The sequence below is a fragment of the Arthrobacter sp. CDRTa11 genome (genome assembly GCF_026427775.1).
Lineage (GTDB): Bacteria > Actinomycetota > Actinomycetes > Actinomycetales > Micrococcaceae > Arthrobacter.
Window position 1 is genome coordinate 3,863,561 of record NZ_CP044532.1, and the last position, 24,842, is coordinate 3,888,402.

Sequence of the window (24,842 nt, forward strand, 5' to 3'; positions counted from 1 at the left end):
ACGGTGTTGGCCCGCAGCGCTTTTGCGGGGCCGGGCCGCTCGTGCGGGGAAGGGCCGGGCAGGGCAGCAGGGAGGCTCAGCTCGCCAGGAACGCCAGGTACCGCTCCGCTGCCTTGCGCAAGGCCGCCTGCGCCCCGGGGCCGAGTGGTTTGGTCTCGTCGAAGAGTTCGGGCACGACGGCGGCGGCTGCCCCTTTGCCTTGGAGCGCCCACGTGCCAATCACCTCTCCTCCTGCGACGACGGTCTTTTTGAAGACGCCGTTCCCTCCCGGGACGATCTTGCCAGCATGCTCAGGAGCCAGTACAAGGCTCCTGTCCTGGTAGCCAAGCAGGAACTCATCAAAGCCAGGAAGGAGCAGCATCGAGCGCGGGCCAGGAACACCGGCGTCGAGCAATGATGCGGTCTCCGGGGAGAGCCAAAAGCTGGTGCCGCCGTATTCCAGCTCCTGCAGGCTCCCACGGACGGCCTTAAACACCGCCCGGACCTCCGTCAGGGGAATCTGCGTCCACCAGGAAAAATCGCGCAATGTGGCCGGGCCGTGGCTGGTGAAGTATCTCACCATGAATTCAGCGATGGCCTCCTGCCGCTCCAGCTTCCTCGAAACCGGGATCCAATCATCGAAGGCCACCAGCAACTGCTGATTCCCGGCGAGAGGCCCCTGCACCAGCCATGCGTGGCGGCAGAGGGTTCCCAAAATGTGGACTCCCCGCTGCCCCGTAGTGGGCTGCCCGGCCGCATCAAACACTGAGAACAGCTCGTTCCGGCTGACGGGTCCGCCGCCGGAAATACGCTCCAAGGCTATGTCGCGGCATTTCTCGATATCCGCCCTTGTGATGTCCAGTTCCCGGTGCCGCGCTGAGATGCTCTTGTTCAGGCGGTCGGCAGTGACTTCCAGCATCCACCGCAGATCCTCGGGCGCTACAAAATGCAGGGTTCCGCGCATGGGCCAGGACCGGACCACGCTGCCGTCGTCAATCGCCGCCCGCACGTCGCTCAGCCCGGCGCCGGGAACCCTGGCACCGGCCGCCCACATGGCCGCCAGCAGGTCCTGTGCCTGGCTCGCCGTCATCCAGCGAACCGCGTCGGCAACCGATCCGAATCCTTCACCCAGCAATCCCTGCGAGGCCAGCCGCAGCCTTCCCATGGTCTTGGGCGTAACCCTGTTTCCCGCCATCATCCCCATGCCCTCATCCTAGGGCTGCCAAAGCAGGCACCGCACCCAAGAATGAGGCTGGATGAGGCTGCATAGGGCTGGGTGCGGCGGCGCTGGTCAGGCACCCCCCACGGCTGCCTATAGGCTAAGACCATGACTTTGGGGAGTTTGTGGCACTTGTTCGCGCGCGAAACAAAACTGTGGATGGCTGGCGGATCGGTGTCGGTCCTGGCCGGTGTTGTGCTGGGACTCCTCGCCGTTCCTGCCTTCCTGGCGGCGGGAACACCGGAGCTCGGTCTGCAGCTCCCCTCCCTGGTGCTGAGCCTCGGCGGAGGCTACGCCGTGGTGTTTCCCGGCCTCAGGGTAGCCCGCACCAAGGTCAGCATCTACCGAGGCTGGCGGCAGCACCCAGGCAGCGCCAAAGCCCTCTGGATTCTTTCCTACGCCGTGGGCATCATCGGCCTGGTGACCTGCATCCTGGCAGGCGGGATCAGTCCGTCCCTGCCCGGGCTCCTGGTGTGGGTCTTTATGGGTCCGTACCTCGCACTCTCCGGCTGGGCCTCGGCCTTGCTCGGAATGGCGGCGAACGTCCGGCTCATGACAGGCATCGTGGACGCAAGGGATCCAACTCCGGCTAGAGGTCCAGCCCAATAAGCAGCGGTTCCGGATGCAGTTCAATGCCAAAACGTTCGACGACGCCGGCACGCACCTCGCGCGCGATGGCCACCATATCTTTGGCTTGCGCTGAGCCACGGTTGGTGATGGCCAGTGTGTGCTTGGTGGAGAGCGACGCCCGGCCGCCGGAGACGCTTCCTTCCTCCAGGCCATAGCCCTTGCCGAAGCCTGCCTGATCAATCAGCCAGGCGGCGGAGAGCTTCACCAGGCCGTCGCCGCCCGCAGGGTACTGAGGGGCGGAATCCGGGAGGACGCCAGTCCTGTCCGCGGCAACGATGGGGTTGGTGAAAAACGAACCCGTGGAGTAGGTGTCCCTGTCCGCGGGGTCCAGCACCATTCCCTTGGACGCCCGGAGCCGCAGCACCTCGCGGCGGACGTCGTTCGAGTAGGCCCGTTTTCCGGGCTCCACACCCAGGCAGCGGGCCAGCTCGGCATACCGGATGGGAGCGCTCATCCGCCCGAGGGGCAGTTGGAACTCCACGGTCAGCACCACGTAGCGGGGCGAACCGTTCACGGTGGTCTGCTTCAGGATGGAATCCCGGTAGCCGAATTTCAGTTCCGAGTTGGTGAACGTCCGGACGGCATTCTTCGTCCGGTCCCAGGTCCGCACCGTGGCGATGGTCTGGGAAACGTCAGAGCCATAGGCGCCCACGTTCTGGACGGGCGTGGCGCCGGTGGCACCAGGAATCCCGGCAAGTGCCTCAATGCCAGACCAGGCATGCAGCACCGCATGCTCCACCAGTGCGTCCCAGTTGTGTCCGGCCTGCACCACCACGGAAACCCCGCCGCAGGAATCCTCTGCGGTGACGATGAACCCCTCGGAAGCGATCTTGAGGACGGTCCCGGGGAATCCGTCGTCGGAAATCAGGAGGTTGGAGCCGCCACCAATGAGCAGCAGTTGCTCCCCCTGGGCATCCGCCGAGCGGACGGCCTCGATGATCTCAGCCTCGGTCCGGGCCTCGATGAACTTGCCCGCCGGGCCTCCGACGGCAGCCGTGGTCAAGTCTGAAAGCAATGTCTGGGTCACCTGTCCACCCTAGCTCAGCGGAACGCTGCCGAACTTTGCCCGGCTCAGCTCAGCCTCACGATAGCCTGGGCCTTCATCAGCACTTTCTGGCCGGCAGAGACCACGGTGAGGTCCACGCGGGCGGTGCCGGCATCGGCGTCGAGCTTTCCAATGGCGCCGCTGACCTCGATGGTGGCCCCCGGCTCCGCTGTGCCGGTAGTGTCCGCCACCGGGACGGGTTTGGTGAAACGCGTCTGGAAATCGACGACGGCGGCAGGGTCCCCGGCCCAATCCGTCACCAACTGCACGGCCGCCCCCATGGTGAACATCCCGTGGGCGATGACGCCGGGCAGCCCCACACTGGTGGCGAAGGCCTCGTTCCAGTGGATGGGATTGAAGTCCCCGGAGGCGCCCGCGTATTTGACCAGGTCCGTCCGGGTGACTTCGATGGTGCGGCTGCCGATCTCCTGGCCGGCACTGAGTTCGTGGAAACTGGGGCTCATGGTTACTGTCCCTCTCCGCGGACCAGGATGGATGATGTGGCAGTAGCGACGCTCTCTCGGGCGTCATCGTTTGAGGCTGTAAGGGCGAAAATCTCCGAGCGGGTGGTAATCATGGCCCCGCCTCCCATGGCGCGGACGCCGTCCACGTGCAGCTCGGCCACCAGCCGGTCGCCGGCGATGATGGGCCGGTGATGGGTGAAGCGCTGGTCCGCATGGACCACGCGGGAAAAATCGATGCCGGACTCCGGATCCTCGATCAGCTGTGCGTCGGCGCGCTGCGCGATGATGATCGCGAACGTCGGCGGAGCCACCAGGTCGCTGTGCCCCAGGGCCTTGGCGGCCTCGACATCAAAGTGGGCGGGGTGGGTAGCCTTGACCGCTCGGGCGAACTCGCGGATTTTCTCGCGGCCGACGTCGTATACCTCTGCGGCAGGGTAGCTGCGGCCCTGCAGGTCCGGATTGATAGTCATGGCTTCAAGCCTATCGTTCCGTTGGGCGGCCCCCGGCAAAGCTACTTGCGGCCACTGATATGATGGAATCATCAATTCATCAATTCACGCACAGCGACTCGGAAGTGGCGCTGCAGCCGCCGGCCTATCCCATAGGGAGTTTCTCCATGTTGTCCGCAGCCCAGGCTCCGCTATACGAGATCAAGGCCAACCTCTTTAAGGCCTTGGCGCACCCGGCCCGGATCCGGATCCTGGAGCTCCTGGCTGCCGCGCCTGGGAACACTGCGGCGGTCAGCTACCTTCTTGCTGAAACGGGCTTGGAGGCCTCCCATCTCTCCCAGCACCTCGCCACCCTCCGCAAGCACAAAGTGGTGACGTCGGTGCGGAGGGCCAACGCCGTAACGTACCGCCTGGCGCACCCCGGAATTGCGAAACTGCTGGCCATCGCGCGCACCTTCCTGCTGGACAGTCTCGCTGAGTCAAACGAGCAGCTCCGGCTGGCGCAGGAGCTGCCGGCGGGGCACTTGCCCGAGATGTCCGCCTCGTGAGCCAGGACGTACGGACAGGTACCGGAAGGTTCAGCCGGTTCCTGCCGTCGCGGGCCGACTACACGAACCTCCGCCGAACCTGGCGGTCCGATCTGCTGGCGGGGATCACCGTGGGCATCGTCGCGCTGCCCCTGGCCTTGGCCTTCGGCGTCAGTTCGGGCGTGGGCGCCGAAGCCGGGCTCATCACCGCGATCGTGGCCGGACTGGTCGCGGCGGTCATGGGCGGCTCGCCCGTCCAGGTTTCCGGTCCGACGGGCGCCATGGTGGTGGTCCTTGCCCCCGTGGTGGCAGTCCATGGCGTGGGCAGTGTGGCCCTGCTTTCCCTAATGGCGGGCGTGTTGGTCTGCCTTCTGGGAATCAGCGGACTGGGCCGGGCGGTGGCATTCATCCCATGGCCCGTCGTTGAAGGATTCACGCTGGGCATCGCGGCAATCATTTTCCTCCAGCAGGTTCCGCTCGCCACCGGCACCGCCGGAGTCCCGGGCCATAACACTCTCCTCGCAGCCATCGAGGCTGCATCGGGCGCTGTGGCACCCACGGTCATGCTTACGCTCGCTCTCGTGGCGGGGGTCGCCGCGGTGATGGTCCTGGTGCAGAAGCTGTTCCGCGCCCTTCCGGCGAGCCTGCTCGCGGTGCTCCTGGCAACGGTGTCCGCCGAACTCCTGCAACTGGACATCCCGCGGATCGGCCCGCTGCCTGATTCCCTTCCCACCCCTTTGGTCCCCGTCATCGATCCAACCGCACTGGGCAGCCTGGCCATGCCGGCCGTGGCCATCGCTTTCCTCGCGGCAATCGAGTCCCTGCTCTCGGCCCGGGTGGCCGCCGGCATGACCGGTCCGGACGGTGCACCCAGCGGGGCGTACAGCCCGGACCGGGAACTGACCGGCCAGGGCCTGGCGTCGATCGCTGCAGGCTTGTTTGGTGGCATGCCGGCCACCGGCGCCATCGCACGTACTGCCGTTAATGTTCGCTCAGGTGCCAAAACCCGGATGGCAGCCGCAGTCCACGCCGTCGTTCTTTTGGGCATCGTCTATCTGGCGTCGGGAATGGTCAGCCGCATTCCGCTGGCCGCCCTGGGCGGTGTCCTGATGGTCACCGCCTTCCGGATGGTGTCACGGCGGACTGTTGCCGCCATCCTCCGGTCAACCCGGTCGGACGCAGCGGTCTTTGTCCTGACGGCAATCATTACCGTGGCCTTCGACCTGATCGTCGCAATCCAGATTGGAGTGGCCGCGGCCGCGCTCTTCACCCTGCGCAAATTCGCTTCGCTCAGCAGTGTGCAGCGCGAGGAGATTTCCGGGCCCCGCGCCAGCGGCGATGAGCACATAGCCGTATTTCGGCTGGACGGGGCCATGTTCTTTGGCGCCGCGGAGCGCATCCTCCAGGAAATCAGCCAAGTGAAGGACGTCCAGGTTGCCATCATCAGGCTCTCCCAGTTGCGGATGCTCGATGCTACCGGCGCCCATGCCTTGGTGGAGGTCATTTCCGCCTTGGAGTTGCGCGGCGTCACTGTCCTGATCAAGGGAGTCCGGCCCGACCACCTTGCCCTGGTGACAAATGTTGGAGTGATCCGCTCGTTACGTCACCATAAGCATCTGTTCGTGGATCTGCCTGCGGCCGTCGAGCATGCGCGCGGCCACGTCCGCAGGAATGCCGCCTACCGCTTGTAGCCTTTCCGGATTTCGCGCGAGCGGTAACCGACGCCCACCAGGTGCAGGACCAGACCCAGGCCAATCACCGGAAGCGATGCCGTCACCATGCCCGGGTTCTCGGAGGTGTTGCCTGCGATATTGAGGATAAGTCCGACGGCGAGGAAGCCGATGGCCGTCATCACCAGGACTTTGTAGGATGTGGGCGACGTGGCCCAGAATTCTTTCAGCACCGTGCCAGTCTACCGACCTGCTTAGAACAGGGCTTCCTGCACTGCAGGCACTTCAGAGGCAAAGTCACCCAGGACAATGGCCCGCGCGGTGAGCTGGGCAAGGTTGACCACAAACTGGGCGTCTGTACCCTGCAGCGAGGCCAGCGCGTGGGGACCGCAGAGCGCTGCCACGCGGAACCCGTGCTGCCCGGAGTCCAACGGGTGGGGGTACGCGTGCCGGGCTGCCGGGCCGCATAGCGCTGCGGCCTGGGCAGGCCGGACCCACAGCTCATCCACCACGTCAAAACCGTCGACGGCGGCCTGCGACAGCACCGCACGTACGCTGGCGGCGGCGCCCTGGTTGATGGAGTCCACCCTGGCTGCCGGGAGGGGCTCGGCCAGGGCTTCGGCCTTGGCGGCCGACCGGACCTGCTGGGCCAGCCCTGTTTCCCTGGTGACCATGTCCTCCAGGATCCGCACCAGGCTGCCGTCCTGGGCCCTGGCCACATACCGGGCCACCACGGCTCCCTGTTCGGCCAGCCGGTTCCATTTCCGGAGGTTGGACGCAGTGCCCACCTTGCTCGCGCCGCCGGCGAACGTGGCCACATATAGCCAGTGTTGCTGCATCAGGTAGGTCCGCAGCCCCTCAGGGACTCGTCCGCCCCGGTGGAAATCGTGGATAAGCCGGGAATCATCCAGCACAAAACAGCGCTCACACTGCTTGCCTTTGGATGCCGGAGCCTGGGCCGGGCATAGGACGTGCTGCCGTTCCGACGCCGAATAAACCTTATGGTGGCCGAGGCAGAACCTGCTGCCGGCCGCCAGCCGGAACCCAAGGGGCGTACCAGGCTGGAGGCTGACTGCCTGCATGGTCCCGGAAGGTGACTGCAGGCGCAAAACCGGGCCGCCGCCGTCGTGCCCGGGGGCAGCAGCGGGGGGACCATCCCAAAAGACCCCGTGGACCAGATAGCGGGGATCTGTCACGGGGTCCTCTGTACGTCTCAACGAAAAGTGCGTCCGGGCGGCTGCTACAGGGCGGGCTGCACGCCGAACGCCACGGCGAGCTTCATGATCTTCTCCGCGCGGCCCAGGCGGGGAAGGTCGGAGCCGTCGCGGATGACCCGGCCGTTGGCTTCGAAGTCGGCCATGAAGTCCGTGGCCCAGGCAACGTCGGACGGCGTGGGGCTGATGACCTCGTTGATGATTGCCGTCTGGTCAATCGCCAGGCACAGCTTGCCGGTCATGCCCATCATGACTGTGATGGCGGTCTGCTCACGCAGGATGGGGTGGTTGGTGCCGACGGTGGGGCCGTCGATGGGTCCCGGCAGGTTGCCGACCCGGCTGGCCACCACCAGTTTGGCGCGCGGGTAAGCCATGGCTTCGGCCGTGGCGGCCATGCCGGTGTCGCGGCGGAAGTCCCCGGAGCCGAAGGCGAGGCGGAATGCACCCTGGGCCTTGGCGATGTTGTTGGCTTCCTCGATGCCCACGGCTGATTCCACCAGCGCAATCACGGGGGTCTTGCCGTCCATGCGGTGGTAGCTCTCGGTCACCTGGTCAGCGGACTCGGTCTTGGCGAGCATCACGCCGAGAAGACCGGGAGTTCCGCGCAGTCCGGCGAGGTCATCAGCCCAGAACCGGCTGGTGGCGTCGTTGATCCGGACCCAGGCCTTGCCGCCGGCAGAAAGCCAATCAACAACATTGCCGCGCGCGTGGTCCTTCTGCGACGGGTCCACGGCGTCTTCGATGTCGAGGATGATCGAGTCTGCCCGGGAAACGGCAGACTGGTCAAAAAGCTCGGTTTTCATCGCGTTAACCAGAAGCCATGAGCGGGCTATCTCTGCGGGGATGTGGCGCTCAGGCCGTAAGATCTCGGTGGCGGTGGTAGACGTCATGTATCTACCGTATCTGGCCGGAGCCTACCAGCGCGAAGCAATATGGGCTTGCACAAAGACCAATACGAACAAAACCGGCTTAAGCGTGTCCGGCGGCCCGGCCAGCACCGTAGGATTCCTTGTTCTTCGGGCCTCCCTGCCGGGCTCCCTGAAGTAAGTAGCAGCAAGTGCCGTTCTCAGATGTGAATACGACACTTGCTGCTACCCAGTTGGGAGAGGCCGGGTGGGAGAGGGCTGGGTCAGGGAAGCTTGCTGCCCCGCGCAGCGATCCACAGCCCGTACCACTCCGCGCGGGTCATGGCCGAAGCCACCCGGCCGGCATCGGCACAGGCCCTGATCCTGGCGGGATTGACCGACCCGATGACCGGCGCGATCCCGGCAGGATGCTTCATCAGCCAGCCCAGCAGGACCGACTCCCCCGACGTGCTGTACTGCCCGGCCAGCTCCGCCACCAGCCCAGCGGCGGCAGTCTCAGCCGCCGTCGGGCTCTCCGGTCCGCCGCCGGTGTAGAGCCCGCGGGCCAGCGCGCCGTACGCCTGCAGGGTCACACCGTTCCGGCTGCAGTACTCCAGTGTTCCCTCGGGAAAGCCGTGATCCAGCGACTCCGGATGGTTCACCAGCACCTGGCTCTCCAGCCAGGCCCGCTTCAGCAGGCTCATTTCCAGCTGGTTGGCCACCACTGGTACCTCCAGCCGGTCCTGCAGCGCCTCGATCTGGGATCCGGACATGTTGGACACGCCCAGCGCACGCACCTTGCCGTCGGCCAGCAATTGCCCGACGGCGGACGCCACCTCCGCCGGGTCGGTCAGCGGGTCCGGGCGGTGCAGCAGGAGCACGTCAACATAGTCGGTGCGCAACCGCTTCAGGCTGCCGTCCACCCGCTCGATGATGGACTCCCGGCTGAGGTCATAGTGGGTGTCAAGCCCCCGTTCATTCAGCCGGATCCCGCACTTGGTCTGTAGCCGGATGCGTTCGCGCAGGCCCGGCGTTGCCGCCAGCACCTCGCCGAACACGGCCTCCGACTTCCCGCTGCGGTAGATGTCGGCGTGATCAAACAGCGTGATCCCTGCATCCAGCGCGGCGTCGACGGCGGCAGCCGCCTCCTCCACATGGCCGGTAGCGTGCGGCTCGTCGGACCAGCTGCCGCCCAGGCCCATGCAGCCGTAGATGAGCTCCTGCATCAGGCCGGAACCCCTGATAGGCGGCGCTTTGGTCCGAGCCCAGAGCCGGTCATCAGCGAAGCCATGCGGTGCTGTTCGCCCCCAGCTTGCCCTCTTCCAGCGGCGCGCTGGTCACCAGCACGGTACCGGCCGGAAGCTCGACGGCGGTGTCCCCGAAGTTGGTAACGGACTGCCAGCCGCCGGGGCGGCGGAAGTGCAGGACCTCGGGGTTGCCGGTCTCGATCCATTCCAGCTGCTCCTCCCCCTGGAGTTCGCGGCGCAGCTTCAGGGCGGAACGGTACAGCTCAAGGGTGGAGCCTGCGGTGCCGTCCTGCGCCTCGACAGCGTACTGGCTGAACCATGCGGGCTGCGGCAGGTGGGCAACGCCGTCGCCGAAACCGAAGGAGCTTCCGTCAGCCTTCCACGGCAGCGGCACACGGCAGCCGTCGCGCCCTATGTCCACGCCCTTGTTCCGGAAGAAGGTGGGGTCCTGACGCTGGGTCTCCGGAATTTCGGCAACCTCGTGCAGGCCCAATTCCTCGCCCTGGTACAGGTAGGCAGAGCCTGGGACGGCGAGCATCAGCAGCGTGGCCGCCCGGGCACGGCGCTCGCCAAGCTCCATGTCCAGGTCCTCCCGGGGACCGCCGGCCAGGAGCCATGACTTCCCGTCCTGGCCCTTGGCGTGCTTTCCCTTGGCTCCCTTGTCTGCGGAGAACCGGGGCAGGCCGTAGCGGGTGGCGTGCCGGACGACGTCGTGGTTGGAGAAAACCCACGTGGAGGATGCTCCGGTGGCGGCAGCCTCGGCCAGGTTCCGGGTGATGATTTCGCGGAAATCCTCTGCGTCAAAGTCGGCCTGCAGCAGGTCGAAGTTGAAGGCCTGGCCCAGGCCGGCGGGGCTGGCGTAGCGGGGACGACGGGTTGCGTGCACCCAGGCCTCCGCCACGGCAGTGCGCGGCGGGTTGTACTCGTTGAAGACTTCGCGCCACTCCGTGTAGATCTCGTGGACGTCGTCGCGGTCCCAGAACGGGTGTGAGCCGTCGGCGAACCCGTCGGTACCGGTGTTTGCCGCGGTCAGCTCCACCTTGGACAGCAGCGGCTCGGTGAGGTCCTTCGTGAGAGCATGGGCAACGTCCACGCGGAAGCCGTCCACACCGCGGTCCGACCAAAAGCGCAGGGTCTTCAGGAAGTCGTCCCGGATCTCCCGGTTGGCCCAGTTCAGGTCAGGCTGCTCCTTGGCGAAGATGTGCATGTACCACTGGCCGGGTGTGCCGTCCGGCTCGGTGATGCGCTCCCAGGCAGGGCCGCCGAAGACGGAGTCCCAGTCCGACGGCGGGAACTCGCCGTCCGGGCCCTTGCCGTCGCGGAAGATGTAGCGGTCACGGGCTGCGGAACCCTTCGGCGCAGCCAGGGCTTCCTTGAACCACTCGTGCCGGTTGGAGGAGTGGTTAGGGACGATGTCGGCAATCAGCTTGATGCCGGCGGCGTGGAGTGCAGCAGCCATCTCGTCGAAGTCGGCGAGGGTGCCCAGCTTGGGGTCAACGTCGCGGTAATCGTCCACGTCGTAGCCGCCGTCGGCCAGGGCGGACGGGTAGAACGGACTCAGCCAGACGGCGTCGATTCCCAGCGATTTCAGATACGGGACCTTAGCTGTGATGCCCTTGATATCCCCCAGGCCGTCGCCGTTGGAATCGGCGAAGCTGCGCGGATAGATCTGGTAGACAGAGGCCTGGCGCCACCAGTTCGGGTCGGCGAGGCGGTCAGAATCGGTCACGGTTGCCAGGGTGGCAGTGGTGGACAAGGGGTGATCCTTAAGTCTTGGGCTGGTCAGTTGGACGGTCCGAGTGGCTGGTCTGTTGCATGCTGCACCGCGGGGACCAAGGGAATGCCGGTGGCCGGCACTCCTAAGTTGAGAGAATTTAGATAGAATCTAAATATACTCACCAAATAATTATGGGACCGGACAATCTGGAGGTCAAGGACGCATGAAGGAAGCTGGCGCAGCCACCCCGCAACTGCTGCGGCGGGTTAATGCCAACGCCGTCCTGGCCTTCCTCCGAAGCACAGAGGTTGCCACCGGAACTGACCTGATGGCATCGACCGGACTGACCCGGGCCACTGTCATAGCGGTGTGTGAGGACCTGCTCCGGCGCGGCTGGATCAGCGAGACCGGCCTCTCCCGCGAGGTCTCTTCCCAGAAGGGCCGTCCTGCCCGGCGGTTCGAGCTAAACCCGCGGGCCGGCTTTGTCCTGGGCATCGATATCGGCGCCGCCACCACCACTGCTGCTGTAGCCGACCTTCGCGGAACCATTGTGGGGAAAGCGAGCCGGAGCTTCCGCAGCGCCGCTATTCCGGCCGACGAGCGGATCAACGTTGTTGACCAGGCCTGCCGTGCCGCGCTGCAAGTTGCCGGCACCACGCCGGAAACAGTGCTGGCCGTGACAGCGGGACTTGCCGCCCCGGTGGACCGGGAAGGCAATGTCCTGGTGACCCAGCATTTCTGGCGGCTGTTCGACGTCGGCCTCCGGTCTGCGCTCAAGGAACTGCACGGGTGGACGGTGCTCCTGGAGAACGACGCCAACCTGGCGGCCCTCGGCGAGCGCTGGCGCGGCTCCGGCATGGGAGTTGATGACCTGGTGGTCCTGCTCGCCAGCGAACGGATGGGCGCGGGAATCATCGAATCGGGCCGGCTGCTGCATGGGAATTGCGGAGCCGCCGGCGAGATGGGCTACCTGGACATGGTTGAGGGCGTGGGAAGCTCAGCAGGTATTGCACTGCTGGCGCGGGAATGGTTCGCGGAGCACGGCACTCCCCCGCTGGAGGCGCGGGAGGTCTTCGCCGCCGCCGCGGCGGGCGAAGCTGCCGCAGTGGCGGTCCTGGACAGGCTTTCGGAACGGCTGGCCCGGATCATCGCCACGGTTGCCATCCTGGTCAACCCGGAACAGGTGGTGATTGGGGGCGCCGTCGCAGAATCGGCCGGGGCGCTGCTGCCCCGGGTCGAAGCCTTGCTGCCCCGCTTCACGGCCACGGTTCCGCGGGTCACGGCGTCACCCCTGGGGGACTCGATCGTGACCATGGGCGCCGTGCGTTGCGCCCTCGACTACGTGGAGGCCAACGCCCTGGACCTGGAACTTGCGGCGCCGGCCTGAGGATGGCTTAGCCAACAACCCAACAGCGCGAACGGACACTTGAGGCCCCTCCGCCCGGGGCCTCAAGTGTCCGCTCGCGCAGGCTAGCTCGGCTGCAGGGCGGCGGCCACCGGCAGGGTCCCGTCCCGGAACTCGATGGTCCGGCCCGCGGTGTCCGGCAGGTCCAGCACTGCCGCCGCCACAATTGCCGTATTGCCGCGCGAGGTCTCCCTGCTCCCCTGCCCTGATGGGTCGACGTCGATCCGGCCGGTCCCCGGCTTATCCGTCAGTGAGCCGGGGCCCAGGATGGTCCACGCCAGCTGCGTGCCGCGCAGGTACTCATCGGCCGCCGCCTTGGCCTCGGCGTAGGCGTGGAAGCTGTTTTCGGCCGGGACGCCGTGGTTCGGGCCTGCCCCCAGATAGGACACCATGATGTACCGCCCGACGCCGGCCTCCGCCGCCGCATCCATCGAGCGGATCGCGGCGTCCCGGTCCACGGCATAGGTGCGTTCAGGATTCCCTCCTCCCGCACCGGCGGACCAGACCACGGCGTCGTGGTTCCGGAGCGCCTCGGCGATTTCCGCCGTCGTGGCGTTTTCAACATCCAGTACCGACGGCGTTGCGCCCGTTGCCGCCACATCGCCGGCATGGTCCGGGTTGCGGATGAAGGACGTCACGCTGTGGCCTTCGTCCGTGAGGAGGGTTGACAGAAGGAGGGCCACTTTTCCGTGGCCGCCGATGATTGCGATCCGGGTCATGGACCCATTCTGCCCCTCGTGTCCAGCGGTGCGGGCATCGCCGCGGCGGGTCGGGACGGACGCGGGTTCCCAGGCGTCAGGCGAGGGTGCGGTAGCGGAGGTAGACCACGCCGTTGCCGAACCTGCGCTCTTCGAGGAGCTCAAGCCTGAGGGCCAGGCCGTCCGGCAGGTACTGCTTGCCGCCGCCCACCACCACGGGACTGACAAGGAGGCGGCATTCGTCAACCAGTCCGGCGGACAATGCGGAGGCCGCAAGGTTGGCGCCGCCCACGCCGATCTCGCGGCTGCTGGTCTCCTTGAGCCGGCGGATTTCCTCTGGGTTGAAGGCGGGCTCGATCCTGGTGCGGGCTGTGGAGGGGGCGGTGAGGGTGGTGGAATAGACGATCTTGTCCGCCGCCCGCCAGATGCTGGCATAGTCCTGGATAACATCCGGCTCGTCCGCGTTGCTGCCGAGGGTGTCCCACACGGACATGACTTCATACATGCGGCGTCCAAGAAGGTAGGTGCCCACCTTCCGCTCCAATTCGTTGACGAACGTGTGGACCTCTTCGTCCGGCTGGCTCCAACTGAAGTTGCCCTCCCGGTCCGCGGTGTATCCGTCCAGCGAGGTGATGCCTGTGTAGGTCAGCAGTGCCATGGATGGGCCTCTCGTCTGTTCGAATGGGTGAGGCCATTCTGCCCCCGCCGCTGTCCGTTGGGTAGGCGCCCCATGGTAGTCGTGGGCAGCGGTGAGGGGTGAGATCCCGGCGCTAAGGCCTGGCCTATGCGCCGAGATCTCACGCCTCGATGGGGCCGCCGCCCGATTCCCGCCGCCTGATGACGAAGAACTGCTGCACCATGGTCCAGAGGTTGGTGGTGGTCCAGTAGATCAGCACACCGATGGGGAAGATGATGCCGCCGACGCCGAACACCACCGGGAGCGCGTACAGCATGATCCTCTGCTGGCGCACAAACGGGTTTTCCGGCGCCTCCGCAGACTTGCTCCTGGCCATGATCTGCTTCTGGGTGATGAACTGCGCCACCGACATGGCAAGGATCATCAGGATGGTCAGCACCGCGACCGCCATGGGATCGCCGCCGAGGTGAAGGAAGGACGCGGTGAGTGGGGCGCCGAAGATGCTGGACTGATCGAACTGCACTACCTGTTCGTGACTCATTGCGCCGATGCCCTGCCCCTCGCCGGCACTGGTGCCGATGCCGGCCAGGACCTGGAACAGCGCAAAGAAGAACGGCGTCTGGATCAGGACCGGAAGGCAGGCCGAGAACGGGTTGGTGCCATGTTTCTTATAGAGCGCCATCTGCTCCTGCACCATGGCCTGGCGGGAGAGCTGATCGGTTTTGCCTTTGTACTTTTCCTGGAGCTTCTGCAGGTCCGGTTGCAGCAACTGCATCCGGCGCTGGGCTTTGACCTGCTTCACGAAAACCGGGATCAGTGCGGCCCGTATCACCAGCACCAGCCCGATGATGGAGAACGTCCAGGTCCAGCCAGAGGCCGGGGGCATGCCGATGGAGCTCAGGCCCTCATGGAAACCGACCATAATGACAGACACAAGCCACTTGAACGGCAACATGATTGCTTCAAATAAGTCCACCGAAATCCCCATTTGTCAGATGCCGCAAAGCTACGGCGAAACCAGGAACTTGTCACGCTTTTGTATTCCAGCGGAAAGCAAGGTGGCCACCGGGAATTCTCCCCTGGTTGACAATCGCGTGAGGGACTTGGTCGTGAGGCCGACACCGCGCAAATACTCTCGAGCCGCCGTCGCTCATGCGGCGTCTGGATAGCCCGGCGCACTCCGACGAGACGGTTCGCTGTCCTGAGTGCCGGTAAACGACCGGCTATTGGGCACTAGGGCGTAATTTGCGCTGCGAAGATGCCGCCGCATATAGCTGCGATTCACCGGAAACACCCTGACGGGATACATGGCGAGTGGCTCCGCCGCCTGCCGCGAGCATGCCGGTCGCGAGCTCAGCGGCCGATGCCCATCCGATCACGCGCGCAACTCACAACGGCGGACAAATCGAGCCCATAGGTCGGCCCTTCGCCTGAACCGTACTCCTCGAGCCGGGCCGCACCCCGCTCGAAGAGCCGGAGGGCACCAACACTGTTCCCCCGCGCGGCGTGGGTGAGCCCGACACAGATCTGGGCGAGACCTTGCCAAAGGTTGCGTTCTTGGGCAGGCCCAGCTTTCCATCGGGCCTCCAGTACCTCATGCGCGGCGAAGGGCCGGCCCGCCTCCACGAGGCTCCGGGCCGAGACCAACGTCTCCGCCGGTGGCAGCGGCTCCTCGGAGACCGGCTCCACGCCAGAGCTTCCGCAGGGCAGCGGCCGTCCAAGAGCGTCACGTGGCCGGGCCTGCCGCGGGCGCCTTGAAGCATCCCGGTCCCTGTCGCCGGTCATTGCAGTTTCCGCACTGAGCGTCCGTGAACCTTACTAACCTTCATCCGCCCAATGCTACGGCCCGGCCCTTCGAACCGAGCCATGCACTTCGCCCGGGCCTCGTGCTTTGAATCCTTTAAGTGCGTTCAGTCGTGGATTGCCTCGATGGGTCGTGTGCCTCGACTACTTCCGACCGGGCGGGCGTAGGCTTGGCGCCGTCACCGGTCGCATGCGCCTTGGGTGGTCCGTAGGCGCACAAACCGGCTACAACAATTGCCTGACGACACTTTGAAGGAGGCTTGAACACGATGTTCACGAAGAAGGGTGACGCGGCTGTTCTCTCCAAGCTCAGCGAAGCGCCCGCACAATACCGGGAGATTGGGGAAGCCCTGCATCGAATCATCCGGGAGAGCGCGCCCTCGCTGGAGCCGATCGTCCGATGGGGACTCCCGTTCTACGTCAAGGACGGCAAGGACATCTGCTACATCAAACCGGATAAGGACTTCATCGCGTTCGGCTTTGGCGAAGTTGTGAACCCTGCCCGCGAGGAGGGCGCCCACATGCACCCGGTCGCATGGACTATCACGTCGTTGGATGCTGCCACGGAGGCCAAGATTCGCGTGCTCGTCGAGAAGGCGGCTGCCTGACACGCCCGGACACGTGCGTACGCCATACGACGGCGGTGTGTCCCCTCCAAAGCCACCCGCACGTACCGTTGAACAATGACGATCAACTTTGACGTGCGCCGCGCTGAGCCGATGGACGCGCCAAGCATGGCGAGAGTTCACGTGGACACGTGGCGCGAGACCTACCGCGGACTGATGAGCGATGCTGTGCTGGACGATCCCACGCTCCTAAGCTGGCGCGAGAAATTCTGGACCGCTGCGCTGACCGATCCAAGGTACAGCCAGAACAGCGTGGCCGTCGCTTCGCATGAAGGCACGCTGATCGGCATTGCAATGTCTGGCCCCTCCCTTGATGACGCCGAAGAGCCGCGGCAGTTGTATCTCCTCTACACCTACGCGGCGTTCCACGGTTCCGGGGTAGGCGCGGCGCTCCTCAATGCAGTCCTCGACAGCACCGCGCCTGCTGCCCTCTGGGTGGCCGATCCCAACCCCCGTGCCCAGGCCTTCTATCAAAAGAACGGCTTTGTCGCTGACGGGGCGGTGAAAACCGAAGACGATGTGCGGTCTTTTCGAATGGTCCGAAGAGCTCAAGCCACAATCGACCGCTAAGGTCAGCTGCCGTGGCAAGAGCAAAATCAGGTAGTCCCCTTCTGAAAATTCGAGTACCCGGAACCGGTGCCTCCGGCCGCAGCCGCTGATAGCGTCGGGTAGGGGTTGACGGCAGCTTCCGCCGTGAAGGGCTGCAGGCAACAGCTAAGGGACCAGGTGATGGAGAAACCCAGAGTCAGCACAAATCCCGCACCGCGGGCTGCCGTGCCTGGACGCGTTGCCGGACCGAGCCATGTCACCTCAGACCATGTCAGCCCAGACCATCCCCGGCCCGAGGCTTCCGGACGAGACCGGTACTTGGACCTGCTGCGGGCGATCGCCCTGGTCCGGATCATGGCCTACCATACCTTCAGCGGTGTAGCGTGGCTGACGCTGATCTTCCCTTCCATGGGCGTTATGTTCGCCCTCGCAGGTTCCCTCATGGCGCGCTCCCTCGAGCGGCCAGCCTTCGGTGTTCTGAAGAACCGGACTCGTCGGCTGTTACTGCCCCTGTGGATTTACAGCGGCACAGTTCTGCTGCTTCTGCTCGGGCAGGGCTGGAGTCCGGACCAGGAGGAGGGCCGCTCCTGGCCCGAGATCGTTTTCTGGTTCATCCCGCTCGGGGGCGCGCCGTACCCAGGCAGCAGTGGTTCCGAGGAAGGCCTGGAGGACATCTTCTGGGCTCACGAGGCTGGAGTCATCCTCTGGTACATTCGTGCCTACTTCTGGTTCATGCTTTTGTCTCCCCTGCTGCTCGCGGCGTTCCGCCGGCTGCCATGGGTTACGCTGGCGGCGCCCCTCGGAATCCTGGTGCCCATCGTCTTCGGTTGGGTGACGCTTCCGGCCTGGGCCGAGACTGGCGTCAGCGACTTCGCCACCTACGGCTCCTGCTGGGTTCTCGGCTTCGCCCACTACTCCGGCATGCTGCGCAGGATCCCGCGATGGGTGGTTTTCTCAGCCGGGCCGGCGATGATGGCCCTCGGCCTCCTCTGGGCCGGACCCCACCTTGAGGAGGAGGCCTGGGACATGAACAACATCTGGGGGGCAAATGGCCTGTATGCCCTCGGCTTCTGCGCGATGCTCCTGCGGATCTCGCCATCCTGGAAGTCGATGCCCCGGCCGATTAGGCTCCTCGACAGGCCAGTCACGCTTATCAACAACAGGGCAGTCACCGTCTATCTCTGGCATACCCTGCTGCTTTCGGCCATGTACATCATCGTCGACACGCTCTGGGCCAACAACCAGATTGGCGACGCCATACCTTGGCTGCTGGAAAGCGAGTGGACCCTGTTCGCCGGCATCTGGCTGCTCCTTGCCGTCGTGTTCCTCACTATCGGCTGGGTCGAGGACGTGGCCGCCAGGCGGGCTCCGCGGCTCTGGCCGGACAAATAGCGCCCGCTGAAGACATGCAAGAGCCACCCTTCGGGAAGAAGGTGCCTTTTGAGAGAATCCAAGCGCCGTGTCTTCCGACACAGAAAAGCCCCCGGAATCTTCAAGATCCCAGGGGCTTAGCCTGTAGCGGTGGGGAGGCTCGATCTCCCGACCTCACGATTATGAGTCGTGCGCTCTAACCAACTGAGCTACACCGCCACGAATGAGAAAAACCTGCACCAAGCCGGTCAAAAACCGCCTTGACACAGGCCCTCATCCAGAGCCCCCCACCGGAATCGATCCGGTGACCTCGTTCTTACCAAGAACGCGCTCTACCACTGAGCTAGGGGGGCAACGAGTAAATACTCTACCGGAAGATTTCACCACCAACAAATCGGCATTGTGGCCGGTCAGGGGGCGCCGAAACACTTGCGTCGGCGCCTCATTTGTGGCCTGAACCTACGGGTGGAATCTAGGGCAGCCGGAGCACCTGCCCGGGGTAGATATGGTCCGGATTCGGGACCGTGTCCGTGTTGGCGGCGATCAGCTCGTCCAGGTCCACGCCGTACTGAATGGCGATGCCGTGCAGGGTGTCTCCCGGCTCAACCACCACCTCGGAAACGGTTGTTGCCCCGTCCAGGCCAACAGGCTCAGTCAGCACGGGTTCGGCCAGAACCGGCTCCGCCAACACAGGTTCGGCCACCGGCTCTACGACGGCTTCGGCAACCGGAGGCACATCCAAGGGCTGGGAGTCGGGCTGCCGGTTCACCACGGCGTCAGCAGCGGCCTGGGCGGCGGCAGCCTGCTGGGCGGCAGCCGAGTCGTCGGCAGCCTGGCGCTGGGCCTCTGCACGGGCGGCAGCGTCCTGCTGCGGCATAGTTTCAGTCGCCGACGTCTCTGCTGGCGCGACGGCAGCTGCGTCAACTGGACCAGCCCCCGTCCCTTCATCGCTGTTGGCGCTGCTTGTGACATTGGCCTCAGCCGCTGGAACGGCCTGAGGCTGGCTCTCCGCTTCCTTCTCCCCGAGGCCGAGGTTCTTCTTCAGATCGTCAAGAAATCCCATAGGTGGCGCCTTCCGTGTGGTCTGCAGCCCGTCGGAAGCGACAAGCCGCAACTGGCCGTTGGTAGCCCTTCGATCGTAAGGCGGAAATCCGGCTCCTCCTAGCACCTCGCTCCCCCGGCAGGCTGTAAGGCCCGACGGCGGGACCCGCCGGCTGGAGGCGAGGCACCCGCCGCTGCAGCGGGCAGGGGAGGCGGCAGGCCGCCGTCGTGCTTATGCCCGCGCCTAACGCCGTTGTGCTTAAACGCCGATGGGCCGGCTCGAAAGCCGGCCCATCGGGTATCAGACTAGCTGACGGTTACCACTTGCCCTTGCGGTTGAAGTCGCGCTGTCCGCCTTCATTGCCATGGCGGGGCTTGCGTGAACCGTCACCGTGGCCGCCGAAGCGGGAATCGCTGGCCTGGCCGCGGGTGGCTCCGCTGTCGGCGCCAACGCTGCGCTCCGAACGCTCGCTGTAGGAACGGCCGCCGCGGTCAGCAGCACCGCCTTCGGACTTGCGGAATTCCTTTTTGAATCCTCCGCTGCCCTTGAAGTTGCCGCCGCGGTCGCCGCCGCCTGAGTAACCGCCGCGGTCGCCGCCACGGTTGCCCTGGTAGCCGCCACGCTCGCCGCCGCCGGAGGGCTTGCGGCCGTTGTCCAGCTCAAGGTGGATCAGCTCGCCGCCGATCCGGGTGCGGGAGAGGGCGCGCAGCTGCTCGGGGCTCAGGTCTGCCGGAAGCTCCACCAGGGAGTGGTCCGAGCGGATGTCGATGCCGCCGATCTGGGCCGAGGAAATGCCGCCTTCGTTGGCAATGGCGCCAACGATGGAACCCGGCATAACGCGCTGACGGCGTCCGACGGCGATCCGGTAGGTGGCGTTGCCCTCGGTGAGCGTGCGGGTGGGGCCGCGTGAGCCGAAGCCGTCCTTGGCGCGTTCGCGCTTCTGGAACTCGGGAGCAGCAGGCAGTTCCTTGACCAGGAGCGGCTGTCCGCCCTGGGCCATCACGGCAAGTGCTGCGGCGATCTCGGCGGCCGGAACGTTGTGCTCTTCCTCGTAGGAGGCGATGAGGTCGCGGAAGGCCGAGACGTCTTCAGACGCCAGGGTCTCCGTGATCTTCTCTGCGAACTTGCCCAGGCGCAGCGTGTTCACCGTCTCGGCTGTGGGCAGGTGCATCTGCTCCACCGGCTGGCGGGTGGCCTTTTCGATCGAACGCAGCAGGTACTTTTCCCGCGGGGTCATGAACAGGACGGCGTCGCCGCTGCGGCCTGCACGGCCGGTGCGGCCGATGCGGTGGACGTAGGACTCGGTGTCATGCGGGATGTCGTAGTTGATCACGTGGCTGATGCGCTCAACGTCAAGGCCACGGGCCGCGACGTCGGTGGCCACCAGGATATCGATGCGGCCTTCCTTGAGGGCTTCGACGGTGCGTTCGCGCTGCTGCTGCGGGATGTCGCCGTTGATGGCGGCAGCCTGGAAGCCGCGTGACTTCAGCTTGTCGGCGAGGTCCTCGGTAGCCATTTTGGTGCGCACAAAGGCGATAACGCCGTCGAACTCTTCAACCTCAAGGATGCGGGTCAGCGCGTCGAGCTTGTGCGGGCCCATAACCTGCAGGTACCGCTGGCGGGTGTTGGCGCCGGTGGTGGTCTTGGACTTGACGGAGATCTCGGCCGGGTTGTTCAGGTACTGCTTGGACATACGGCGGATCTGGCTCGGCATGGTGGCCGAGAACAGGGCAACCTGGCGGTCCGAGGGGGTCTGCTGGAAGATCTGCTCAACGTCTTCCGCGAAGCCCATGCGCAACATTTCGTCGGCCTCATCCAGCACCAGGTACTGGAGCTCGGAGAGGTCCAGGGAACCCTTGGCGATGTGGTCGATCACACGGCCGGGGGTGCCCACAACAACCTGGGCGCCGCGGCGCAGGCCGGCCAGCTGGGGGCCGTAGGCGGAGCCGCCGTAAACCGGGAGGACGGTGAAGTCATCGATGTGCTTGGCGTAGGACGTGAAGGCCTCGGCGACCTGGAGGGCAAGCTCACGGGTGGGGGCGAGGACCAGCGCCTGCGTCTTGCGGGACGGGCCGTTGAGGTCGTGGAGCTCGGCCAGGCGGGACAATGCCGGTACTGCGAATGCTGCAGTCTTACCGGTGCCGGTCTGGGCGAGGCCCACGACGTCGCGGCCTTCGAGCAGCAGCGGGATGGTTGCTGCCTGGATGGGGGACGGCTTCTCATAGCCGACGTCCTGCAGGGCGGCGAGGACGCGGGGGTCGATGCCGAGATCCACAAAGCGGATGCCTTCAGCTTCGGTGTCTGCCTCGCCGCGGCTGTTATCAGCCTTGGGAGCCTCTTCAGCCTTGGGGGCTTCTTCAGCGGCGGGAGCCTCGGGGGCTTCTTCGGCGGGTGCTTCTTCAGCGGCGGGAGCTGCCGTCTCGGCGTCGATTACGACGTTCTCGGTGTTGAAAGGGTCGTTCTGATTTTCGGGCATAGGGAAATTTCCTCATCCATAGGGGGCCAGGCGGCACTACCCGAGGTGAGCGGAGCCGCAGTACGTGTGCCGTGGATGCCGGGCATACGTTGACCGGCCGGTCACTTAGAAGCCCGGCGCTTTCGCAATCCCGTGGCAGGGCTTCCCGCTGCATCTCTTGGCTGCTATCCCAGCAGTCTGTACAGCGTTTTCTTTAGCCGGCTCTCCCTATGAAAATGCCCGCAATCACATTGTCGGGCCCCAACACTTACCAGTCCTGCCTCAAAAATTGGGCAAGAATAAGGGATTTCCGGAGTGGGGGATGTTTCAAGTGTAAGGCACGGATTGTCCTGCGCGTAATTGAGCGCCCGACGCCGGCAGTGACCTTGCGCACATAGGCGGCGGCTTTCGGTGCAGTTAACTCCGATTCAGCGCAGTTAACTGCCGATTCGGCGCAGCAGCGCCTCAAACTTCTGATTGAACTCGGGCTGCTGGAGGCGGATCTCCCCGTCGGCGTCGGCATCCCGGAGGGCTTCCATGGACTCGAGGTCGGGTTCGCTGAACCATTTGCCAACCGTGATGCCGTGCTTGGGCACGTACAGGCGATGGATGTGGTCACCGGCCTGGATAATGCCGGTGTGGATCACCCGGAGGTAGGCGCCCACTCGCCCTTCCTCCGTGAAACGCTTGGTAAAAGCGGGCTCCCCCATTCGCCGTTGGAAGGTTGCGCAGGGTGTGCGGGGGGACGTCACCTCAACCTCCACGTCAAGGCCTATTTTCCAGCGTTCGCCGATCACGGCGCCGGTGGCATCAATGCCGGCGACCCGGAGGTTTTCGCCAAAGGATCCAGGCGGGAAGTCGCGTTGAAGCTCGCCCTCCCAGTAGTCCGCATCTGTCTGGGAGTAGGCGTAGATTGCCTGATCCACACCGCCGTGATGCACCCGGTTGGCCTGGATGTCACCCTGGAGGCCCAGTTTGTGCACCCTGACCGGCCCCTCAACAGGACGCTTGTCGATGGCGGTCACCCCCACACTGGACGTATCCGGAAGCAGCTGGTGGACACAGCAGACGGCAAGCACAGAGGCGGTTTCCATGGCTCCAGTGTAAGTTCCCCCGGTGCATGTACAACGGGATGCCGGGATGGGTACCTCTCCACCCGTTTCTGCTCGCAGCAGGCCCGGGCAACGGCTACGCTGATTTGAGGACTGAGATTCCGGTGCGGAGCCGCGCCGGCAGATCGAACCCGCAGCAGTATCGACTTTTCAACACCAAACATGGACTACCGAGGGGGGACGCCGTGGACCCGGGCAAGGATTCCGAAATGGATCGGGAACACGATCCGAAAAAGGACCGGACCGGCAGCAGCCAGGACGCCGCCGGAGAAGGCCGGCACCCCGCTGCAGCAGAGGGAGATGCCTCTGCTCCCCCACCGGCTTCGCCCAAGCCGCCGCCTTGGCAGGTACCCAAGCCGGAACTGCGCCCTGAACTCCTGAATGAACCGCCGGCGGTGGTGGACCCGTTCGCGATGGACCGCGAGCGCCAGCTCCAGGAGGCGGCCGCACGCAGGAAGCGTTCCCAGCGGCGCACCGTGGTGGTGGGCCTGGGCGTCACCGCACTCCTCGCCGGCACCCTCACCGCTGTGGTGGCCAGCAACCAGGACGAGCCCGACTACGCGCAGGTCTGTTTCAACGACGAAACCGGCGAGCGCGTGGAAGACGCCAACTGCAACAGTTCGGCGGGGAGGGGCGGCGGGCTCTATGCCTGGTACTTCTTCTCCCGCGGCGCCTATGTCCCGCCACTGGGGCAGAACCGGTCCACTGCCCCGAACTTCACCCGGACCATACCCAGCGATGCCAAAGCATCCACCGGCTACAGCACCCAGGGCGGCACCGTCAGCCGCGGCGGTTTCGGCACCAGCGCAAAAAGCGGGACCAGCGGTGGCGGCGGCAAGGTCTCCGGAGGCTAGACGTGAAGCGGTTGTTATCGGAGCCCAGGCCTGAGTGGAAGCAGAAGATCGAAGAGCAGGGCCTGGTTTTCTCCACCACCACCATGCCCGATGGCCGGAAGATCGAATACTGGCATGAGGCCGCCTACTACGAGTTCACCATGGATGAGGTGGAGGCCCTTGAGGTCACCGCCGAGGACATGCACAAGATGTGCCTGGAGGCGGCAAAATTCCTGGCCACGGGGGCCATGGGAACCATCGGCATCGGAGCGCAGGCCCTGGAACTGGCTGCAGACTCCCTGCAGGCCGCCGACCTGGACGTCTACGGCCGGTTCGACTTCATCTACGACGGGCAGGGCGGCCCTGCCAAGATGCTGGAGTACAACGCGGACACCCCCACCGGCCTGATCGAGGCCGCGGTGGCACAGTGGTTCTGGCTGCAGGACGTCTTTCCCGGCAAGGACCAGTGGAACGGCATCCATGAGGCCCTGATCAGGCAGTGGAAGAAGTTCCAGTACCGCACCGGGATGAGCACGCTGCACATCGCCCACTCCGAGGCCGAGGAGTCCGGCGAAGACTGGATGACCGCGGCGTACATGCGGGACGTTGCCAGCCAGGCCGGCTGGACCACCATCGGCATCAATATGTCGGATATCGGCTGGGACCCCAACCTGAACCGGTTTGTGGACCTGGACAATTTTATGATCAGCACCATCTTCAAGCTGTACCCGTGGGAGCTGATGATGAAGGAACCTTTCGGGCCCCGGCTCCTGGAGCGCGCGCACAACCCCCGCTGGGTGGAGCCGGCCTGGAAGATGCTGCTTTCCAACAAGGCCCTCCTCGCCGCACTGTGGCACCTGTACCCCAACCATCCCAACCTGCTGCCCGCCTACCTGAACGAGCCGGGTCCGCTGAAGGAATGGGTGGCCAAGCCGCTGCATGGCCGCGAAGGCGACAACATCAGGATCAATGCGCAGGGCATCAACCTGGAACAGCCCGGCGGCTACGGCCGCGAAGGCTGGTGCTACCAGCAATTCCATCCGCTGCCCGATTTCGACGGCAACCATCCGGTGCTGGGACTCTGGGTGGTGGACGGCGAGTCCGTGGGCTGCGGCATCCGGGAATCGGACGGCCCCATCACCGACTACTTCTGCCGTTTCGTACCCAACACCATTGACGCGCCCGCTCCGCTTTCAGCCCAGGCCCAGTCCAGCACATCCAGCACCTACAGCACAGCCAGCACATCCACATTCAACAAGGCAGGTATTGCCCTATGAGCCCCCTGACCATCCTCCGCGTGACATC

Annotated in this window: 24 protein-coding genes, 2 tRNA genes and 1 pseudogene; 9 read left to right on the forward strand and 18 right to left on the reverse strand. The window is 65.2% G+C overall.

The features are described 5' to 3' along the window. Positions 1 to 76 precede the first annotated feature (76 nt). Positions 77 to 1,174 carry a winged helix DNA-binding domain-containing protein gene (locus F8G81_RS17500; RefSeq protein ID WP_267279275.1) on the reverse strand — a complete coding sequence of 366 codons (1,098 nt, stop codon included), beginning with the start codon at positions 1,172 to 1,174 and terminating at the stop codon, positions 77 to 79. Between the two features lie 132 nt (positions 1,175 to 1,306). Here F8G81_RS17500 and F8G81_RS17505 point away from each other — a divergent pair, with 132 nt between their 5' ends. Beyond that, a complete protein-coding gene (locus F8G81_RS17505) occupies positions 1,307 to 1,807 on the forward strand; it encodes a hypothetical protein (protein WP_267275919.1) in 501 nt (166 codons plus the stop codon). Here the strand turns inward: F8G81_RS17505 and F8G81_RS17510 are convergent. The 3 genes from F8G81_RS17510 to F8G81_RS17520 are packed head-to-tail and all read right to left on the reverse strand — an operon-like array spanning position 1,788 to position 3,807. Beyond that, positions 1,788 to 2,855 carry a UDP-N-acetylmuramate dehydrogenase gene (locus tag F8G81_RS17510; protein ID WP_267275920.1) on the reverse strand — a complete coding sequence of 356 codons (1,068 nt, stop codon included), beginning with the start codon at positions 2,853 to 2,855 and terminating at the stop codon, positions 1,788 to 1,790. The two genes, F8G81_RS17505 and F8G81_RS17510, sit on opposite strands and share 20 nt — an antisense overlap. Before the next feature lie 44 nt (positions 2,856 to 2,899). Further along, positions 2,900 to 3,337, reverse strand: a complete 438-nt coding sequence (locus F8G81_RS17515) for a MaoC family dehydratase (protein ID WP_267275921.1) — start codon at positions 3,335 to 3,337, stop codon at positions 2,900 to 2,902. Between the two features lie 2 nt (positions 3,338 to 3,339). Beyond that, complete coding sequence (locus F8G81_RS17520) at positions 3,340 to 3,807, reverse strand: FAS1-like dehydratase domain-containing protein (RefSeq protein WP_267275922.1); 468 nt, start codon at positions 3,805 to 3,807, stop codon at positions 3,340 to 3,342. A 146-nt stretch (positions 3,808 to 3,953) separates the two neighbouring features. Here F8G81_RS17520 and F8G81_RS17525 point away from each other — a divergent pair, with 146 nt between their 5' ends. Both F8G81_RS17525 and F8G81_RS17530 read left to right on the forward strand, forming a co-directional pair. Beyond that, a complete protein-coding gene (locus F8G81_RS17525; protein ID WP_267275923.1) occupies positions 3,954 to 4,334 on the forward strand; it encodes an ArsR/SmtB family transcription factor in 381 nt (126 codons plus the stop codon). Further along, on the forward strand, positions 4,331 to 6,004 hold the full coding sequence (locus F8G81_RS17530; protein WP_267275924.1) for a SulP family inorganic anion transporter: 1,674 nt from the start codon (positions 4,331 to 4,333) through the stop codon (positions 6,002 to 6,004). Before F8G81_RS17525 ends, F8G81_RS17530 begins: the two co-directional genes overlap by 4 nt. Here F8G81_RS17530 and F8G81_RS17535 read toward each other — a convergent pair. The 5 genes from F8G81_RS17535 to F8G81_RS17555 form a co-directional block, all read right to left on the reverse strand. Next, positions 5,992 to 6,216, reverse strand: a complete 225-nt coding sequence (locus F8G81_RS17535) for a DUF3188 domain-containing protein (protein WP_267275925.1) — start codon at positions 6,214 to 6,216, stop codon at positions 5,992 to 5,994. The genes F8G81_RS17530 and F8G81_RS17535 overlap by 13 nt on opposite strands. Before the next feature lie 21 nt (positions 6,217 to 6,237). Further along, complete coding sequence (locus F8G81_RS17540; protein ID WP_267275926.1) at positions 6,238 to 7,179, reverse strand: DUF2797 domain-containing protein; 942 nt, start codon at positions 7,177 to 7,179, stop codon at positions 6,238 to 6,240. Positions 7,180 to 7,223: 44 nt separating this feature from the next. Continuing rightward, positions 7,224 to 8,087, reverse strand: a complete 864-nt coding sequence (locus F8G81_RS17545; protein ID WP_267275927.1) for an HpcH/HpaI aldolase/citrate lyase family protein — start codon at positions 8,085 to 8,087, stop codon at positions 7,224 to 7,226. A gap of 239 nt (positions 8,088 to 8,326) precedes the next feature. Continuing rightward, positions 8,327 to 9,268, reverse strand: coding sequence for an aldo/keto reductase (locus F8G81_RS17550; RefSeq protein ID WP_267275928.1), 942 nt, complete (start codon positions 9,266 to 9,268; stop codon positions 8,327 to 8,329). Between the two features lie 52 nt (positions 9,269 to 9,320). Beyond that, on the reverse strand, positions 9,321 to 11,045 hold the full coding sequence (locus tag F8G81_RS17555; protein WP_267275929.1) for a glycoside hydrolase family 13 protein: 1,725 nt from the start codon (positions 11,043 to 11,045) through the stop codon (positions 9,321 to 9,323). Positions 11,046 to 11,229: 184 nt separating this feature from the next. On the opposite strand from F8G81_RS17555, the gene F8G81_RS17560 reads away from it, so the two are divergent. Next, on the forward strand, positions 11,230 to 12,393 hold the full coding sequence (locus F8G81_RS17560) for an ROK family protein (protein WP_267275930.1): 1,164 nt from the start codon (positions 11,230 to 11,232) through the stop codon (positions 12,391 to 12,393). 83 nt (positions 12,394 to 12,476) lie between these two features. Here F8G81_RS17560 and F8G81_RS17565 read toward each other — a convergent pair whose 3' ends face one another. From F8G81_RS17565 to F8G81_RS17580, 4 genes and pseudogenes are all read right to left on the reverse strand, one after another. Next, positions 12,477 to 13,130 carry an SDR family oxidoreductase gene (locus tag F8G81_RS17565; protein WP_267275931.1) on the reverse strand — a complete coding sequence of 218 codons (654 nt, stop codon included), beginning with the start codon at positions 13,128 to 13,130 and terminating at the stop codon, positions 12,477 to 12,479. 76 nt (positions 13,131 to 13,206) lie between these two features. Continuing rightward, on the reverse strand, positions 13,207 to 13,767 hold the full coding sequence (locus tag F8G81_RS17570) for a dihydrofolate reductase family protein (RefSeq protein WP_267275932.1): 561 nt from the start codon (positions 13,765 to 13,767) through the stop codon (positions 13,207 to 13,209). Between the two features lie 151 nt (positions 13,768 to 13,918). After that, positions 13,919 to 14,722: pseudogene (gene yidC, locus F8G81_RS17575) on the reverse strand (membrane protein insertase YidC); the annotation flags it as partial. Positions 14,723 to 15,099: 377 nt separating this feature from the next. Beyond that, positions 15,100 to 15,531, reverse strand: coding sequence for a DUF309 domain-containing protein (locus F8G81_RS17580; RefSeq protein ID WP_267275934.1), 432 nt, complete (start codon positions 15,529 to 15,531; stop codon positions 15,100 to 15,102). Between the two features lie 287 nt (positions 15,532 to 15,818). Here F8G81_RS17580 and F8G81_RS17585 point away from each other — a divergent pair, with 287 nt between their 5' ends. From F8G81_RS17585 to F8G81_RS17595, 3 genes are all read left to right on the forward strand, one after another. Continuing rightward, a complete protein-coding gene (locus F8G81_RS17585) occupies positions 15,819 to 16,157 on the forward strand; it encodes a DUF1801 domain-containing protein (RefSeq protein ID WP_267275935.1) in 339 nt (112 codons plus the stop codon). Positions 16,158 to 16,232: 75 nt separating this feature from the next. Further along, positions 16,233 to 16,745 carry a GNAT family N-acetyltransferase gene (locus tag F8G81_RS17590; protein WP_267275936.1) on the forward strand — a complete coding sequence of 171 codons (513 nt, stop codon included), beginning with the start codon at positions 16,233 to 16,235 and terminating at the stop codon, positions 16,743 to 16,745. A 159-nt stretch (positions 16,746 to 16,904) separates the two neighbouring features. Beyond that, positions 16,905 to 18,116, forward strand: a complete 1,212-nt coding sequence (locus F8G81_RS17595) for an acyltransferase family protein (protein WP_267275937.1) — start codon at positions 16,905 to 16,907, stop codon at positions 18,114 to 18,116. A 124-nt stretch (positions 18,117 to 18,240) separates the two neighbouring features. On the opposite strand, the gene F8G81_RS17600 is transcribed toward F8G81_RS17595, so the two are convergent. From F8G81_RS17600 to F8G81_RS17620, 5 genes are all read right to left on the reverse strand, one after another. Next, positions 18,241 to 18,314, reverse strand: a tRNA-Met gene (locus F8G81_RS17600). A gap of 62 nt (positions 18,315 to 18,376) precedes the next feature. Then, positions 18,377 to 18,448 (reverse strand) — tRNA-Thr (locus F8G81_RS17605). A gap of 119 nt (positions 18,449 to 18,567) precedes the next feature. Then, the gene (locus F8G81_RS17610; protein WP_267275938.1) at positions 18,568 to 19,158 is read right to left on the reverse strand and encodes a LysM peptidoglycan-binding domain-containing protein; all 591 of its coding nucleotides are present in this window, start codon (positions 19,156 to 19,158) and stop codon (positions 18,568 to 18,570) included. 295 nt (positions 19,159 to 19,453) lie between these two features. After that, complete coding sequence (locus F8G81_RS17615) at positions 19,454 to 21,613, reverse strand: DEAD/DEAH box helicase (protein ID WP_267275939.1); 2,160 nt, start codon at positions 21,611 to 21,613, stop codon at positions 19,454 to 19,456. Between the two features lie 416 nt (positions 21,614 to 22,029). Continuing rightward, complete coding sequence (locus F8G81_RS17620; RefSeq protein ID WP_267275940.1) at positions 22,030 to 22,686, reverse strand: MOSC domain-containing protein; 657 nt, start codon at positions 22,684 to 22,686, stop codon at positions 22,030 to 22,032. Positions 22,687 to 22,913: 227 nt separating this feature from the next. Between F8G81_RS17620 and F8G81_RS17625 the strand changes: the two genes are divergently transcribed. Together F8G81_RS17625 and F8G81_RS17630 are read left to right on the forward strand one after the other, a co-directional pair. Continuing rightward, positions 22,914 to 23,558, forward strand: coding sequence for a Tat pathway signal protein (locus tag F8G81_RS17625; RefSeq protein ID WP_267275941.1), 645 nt, complete (start codon positions 22,914 to 22,916; stop codon positions 23,556 to 23,558). A 2-nt stretch (positions 23,559 to 23,560) separates the two neighbouring features. Next, a complete protein-coding gene (locus F8G81_RS17630; protein ID WP_267275942.1) occupies positions 23,561 to 24,814 on the forward strand; it encodes a glutathionylspermidine synthase family protein in 1,254 nt (417 codons plus the stop codon). Positions 24,815 to 24,842: the final 28 nt, after the last annotated feature.

Coding starts and splice junctions, on each gene's coding strand:
- F8G81_RS17500 (WP_267279275.1), bottom strand. CDS start 1,174: ATGGCGGGAAACAGGGTTACGCCCAAGACCATGGGAAGGCTGCGGCTG.
- F8G81_RS17505 (WP_267275919.1), top strand. CDS start 1,307: ATGACTTTGGGGAGTTTGTGGCACTTGTTCGCGCGCGAAACAAAACTG.
- F8G81_RS17515 (WP_267275921.1), bottom strand. CDS start 3,337: ATGAGCCCCAGTTTCCACGAACTCAGTGCCGGCCAGGAGATCGGCAGC.
- F8G81_RS17520 (WP_267275922.1), bottom strand. CDS start 3,807: ATGACTATCAATCCGGACCTGCAGGGCCGCAGCTACCCTGCCGCAGAG.
- F8G81_RS17525 (WP_267275923.1), top strand. CDS start 3,954: ATGTTGTCCGCAGCCCAGGCTCCGCTATACGAGATCAAGGCCAACCTC.
- F8G81_RS17545 (WP_267275927.1), bottom strand. CDS start 8,087: ATGACGTCTACCACCGCCACCGAGATCTTACGGCCTGAGCGCCACATC.
- F8G81_RS17550 (WP_267275928.1), bottom strand. CDS start 9,268: ATGCAGGAGCTCATCTACGGCTGCATGGGCCTGGGCGGCAGCTGGTCC.
- F8G81_RS17560 (WP_267275930.1), top strand. CDS start 11,230: ATGAAGGAAGCTGGCGCAGCCACCCCGCAACTGCTGCGGCGGGTTAAT.
- F8G81_RS17565 (WP_267275931.1), bottom strand. CDS start 13,130: ATGACCCGGATCGCAATCATCGGCGGCCACGGAAAAGTGGCCCTCCTT.
- F8G81_RS17570 (WP_267275932.1), bottom strand. CDS start 13,767: ATGGCACTGCTGACCTACACAGGCATCACCTCGCTGGACGGATACACC.
- F8G81_RS17580 (WP_267275934.1), bottom strand. CDS start 15,531: ATGACCGGCGACAGGGACCGGGATGCTTCAAGGCGCCCGCGGCAGGCC.
- F8G81_RS17585 (WP_267275935.1), top strand. CDS start 15,819: ATGTTCACGAAGAAGGGTGACGCGGCTGTTCTCTCCAAGCTCAGCGAA.
- F8G81_RS17590 (WP_267275936.1), top strand. CDS start 16,233: ATGACGATCAACTTTGACGTGCGCCGCGCTGAGCCGATGGACGCGCCA.
- F8G81_RS17595 (WP_267275937.1), top strand. CDS start 16,905: ATGGAGAAACCCAGAGTCAGCACAAATCCCGCACCGCGGGCTGCCGTG.
- F8G81_RS17610 (WP_267275938.1), bottom strand. CDS start 19,158: ATGGGATTTCTTGACGATCTGAAGAAGAACCTCGGCCTCGGGGAGAAG.
- F8G81_RS17615 (WP_267275939.1), bottom strand. CDS start 21,613: ATGCCCGAAAATCAGAACGACCCTTTCAACACCGAGAACGTCGTAATC.
- F8G81_RS17620 (WP_267275940.1), bottom strand. CDS start 22,686: ATGGAAACCGCCTCTGTGCTTGCCGTCTGCTGTGTCCACCAGCTGCTT.
- F8G81_RS17625 (WP_267275941.1), top strand. CDS start 22,914: ATGGATCGGGAACACGATCCGAAAAAGGACCGGACCGGCAGCAGCCAG.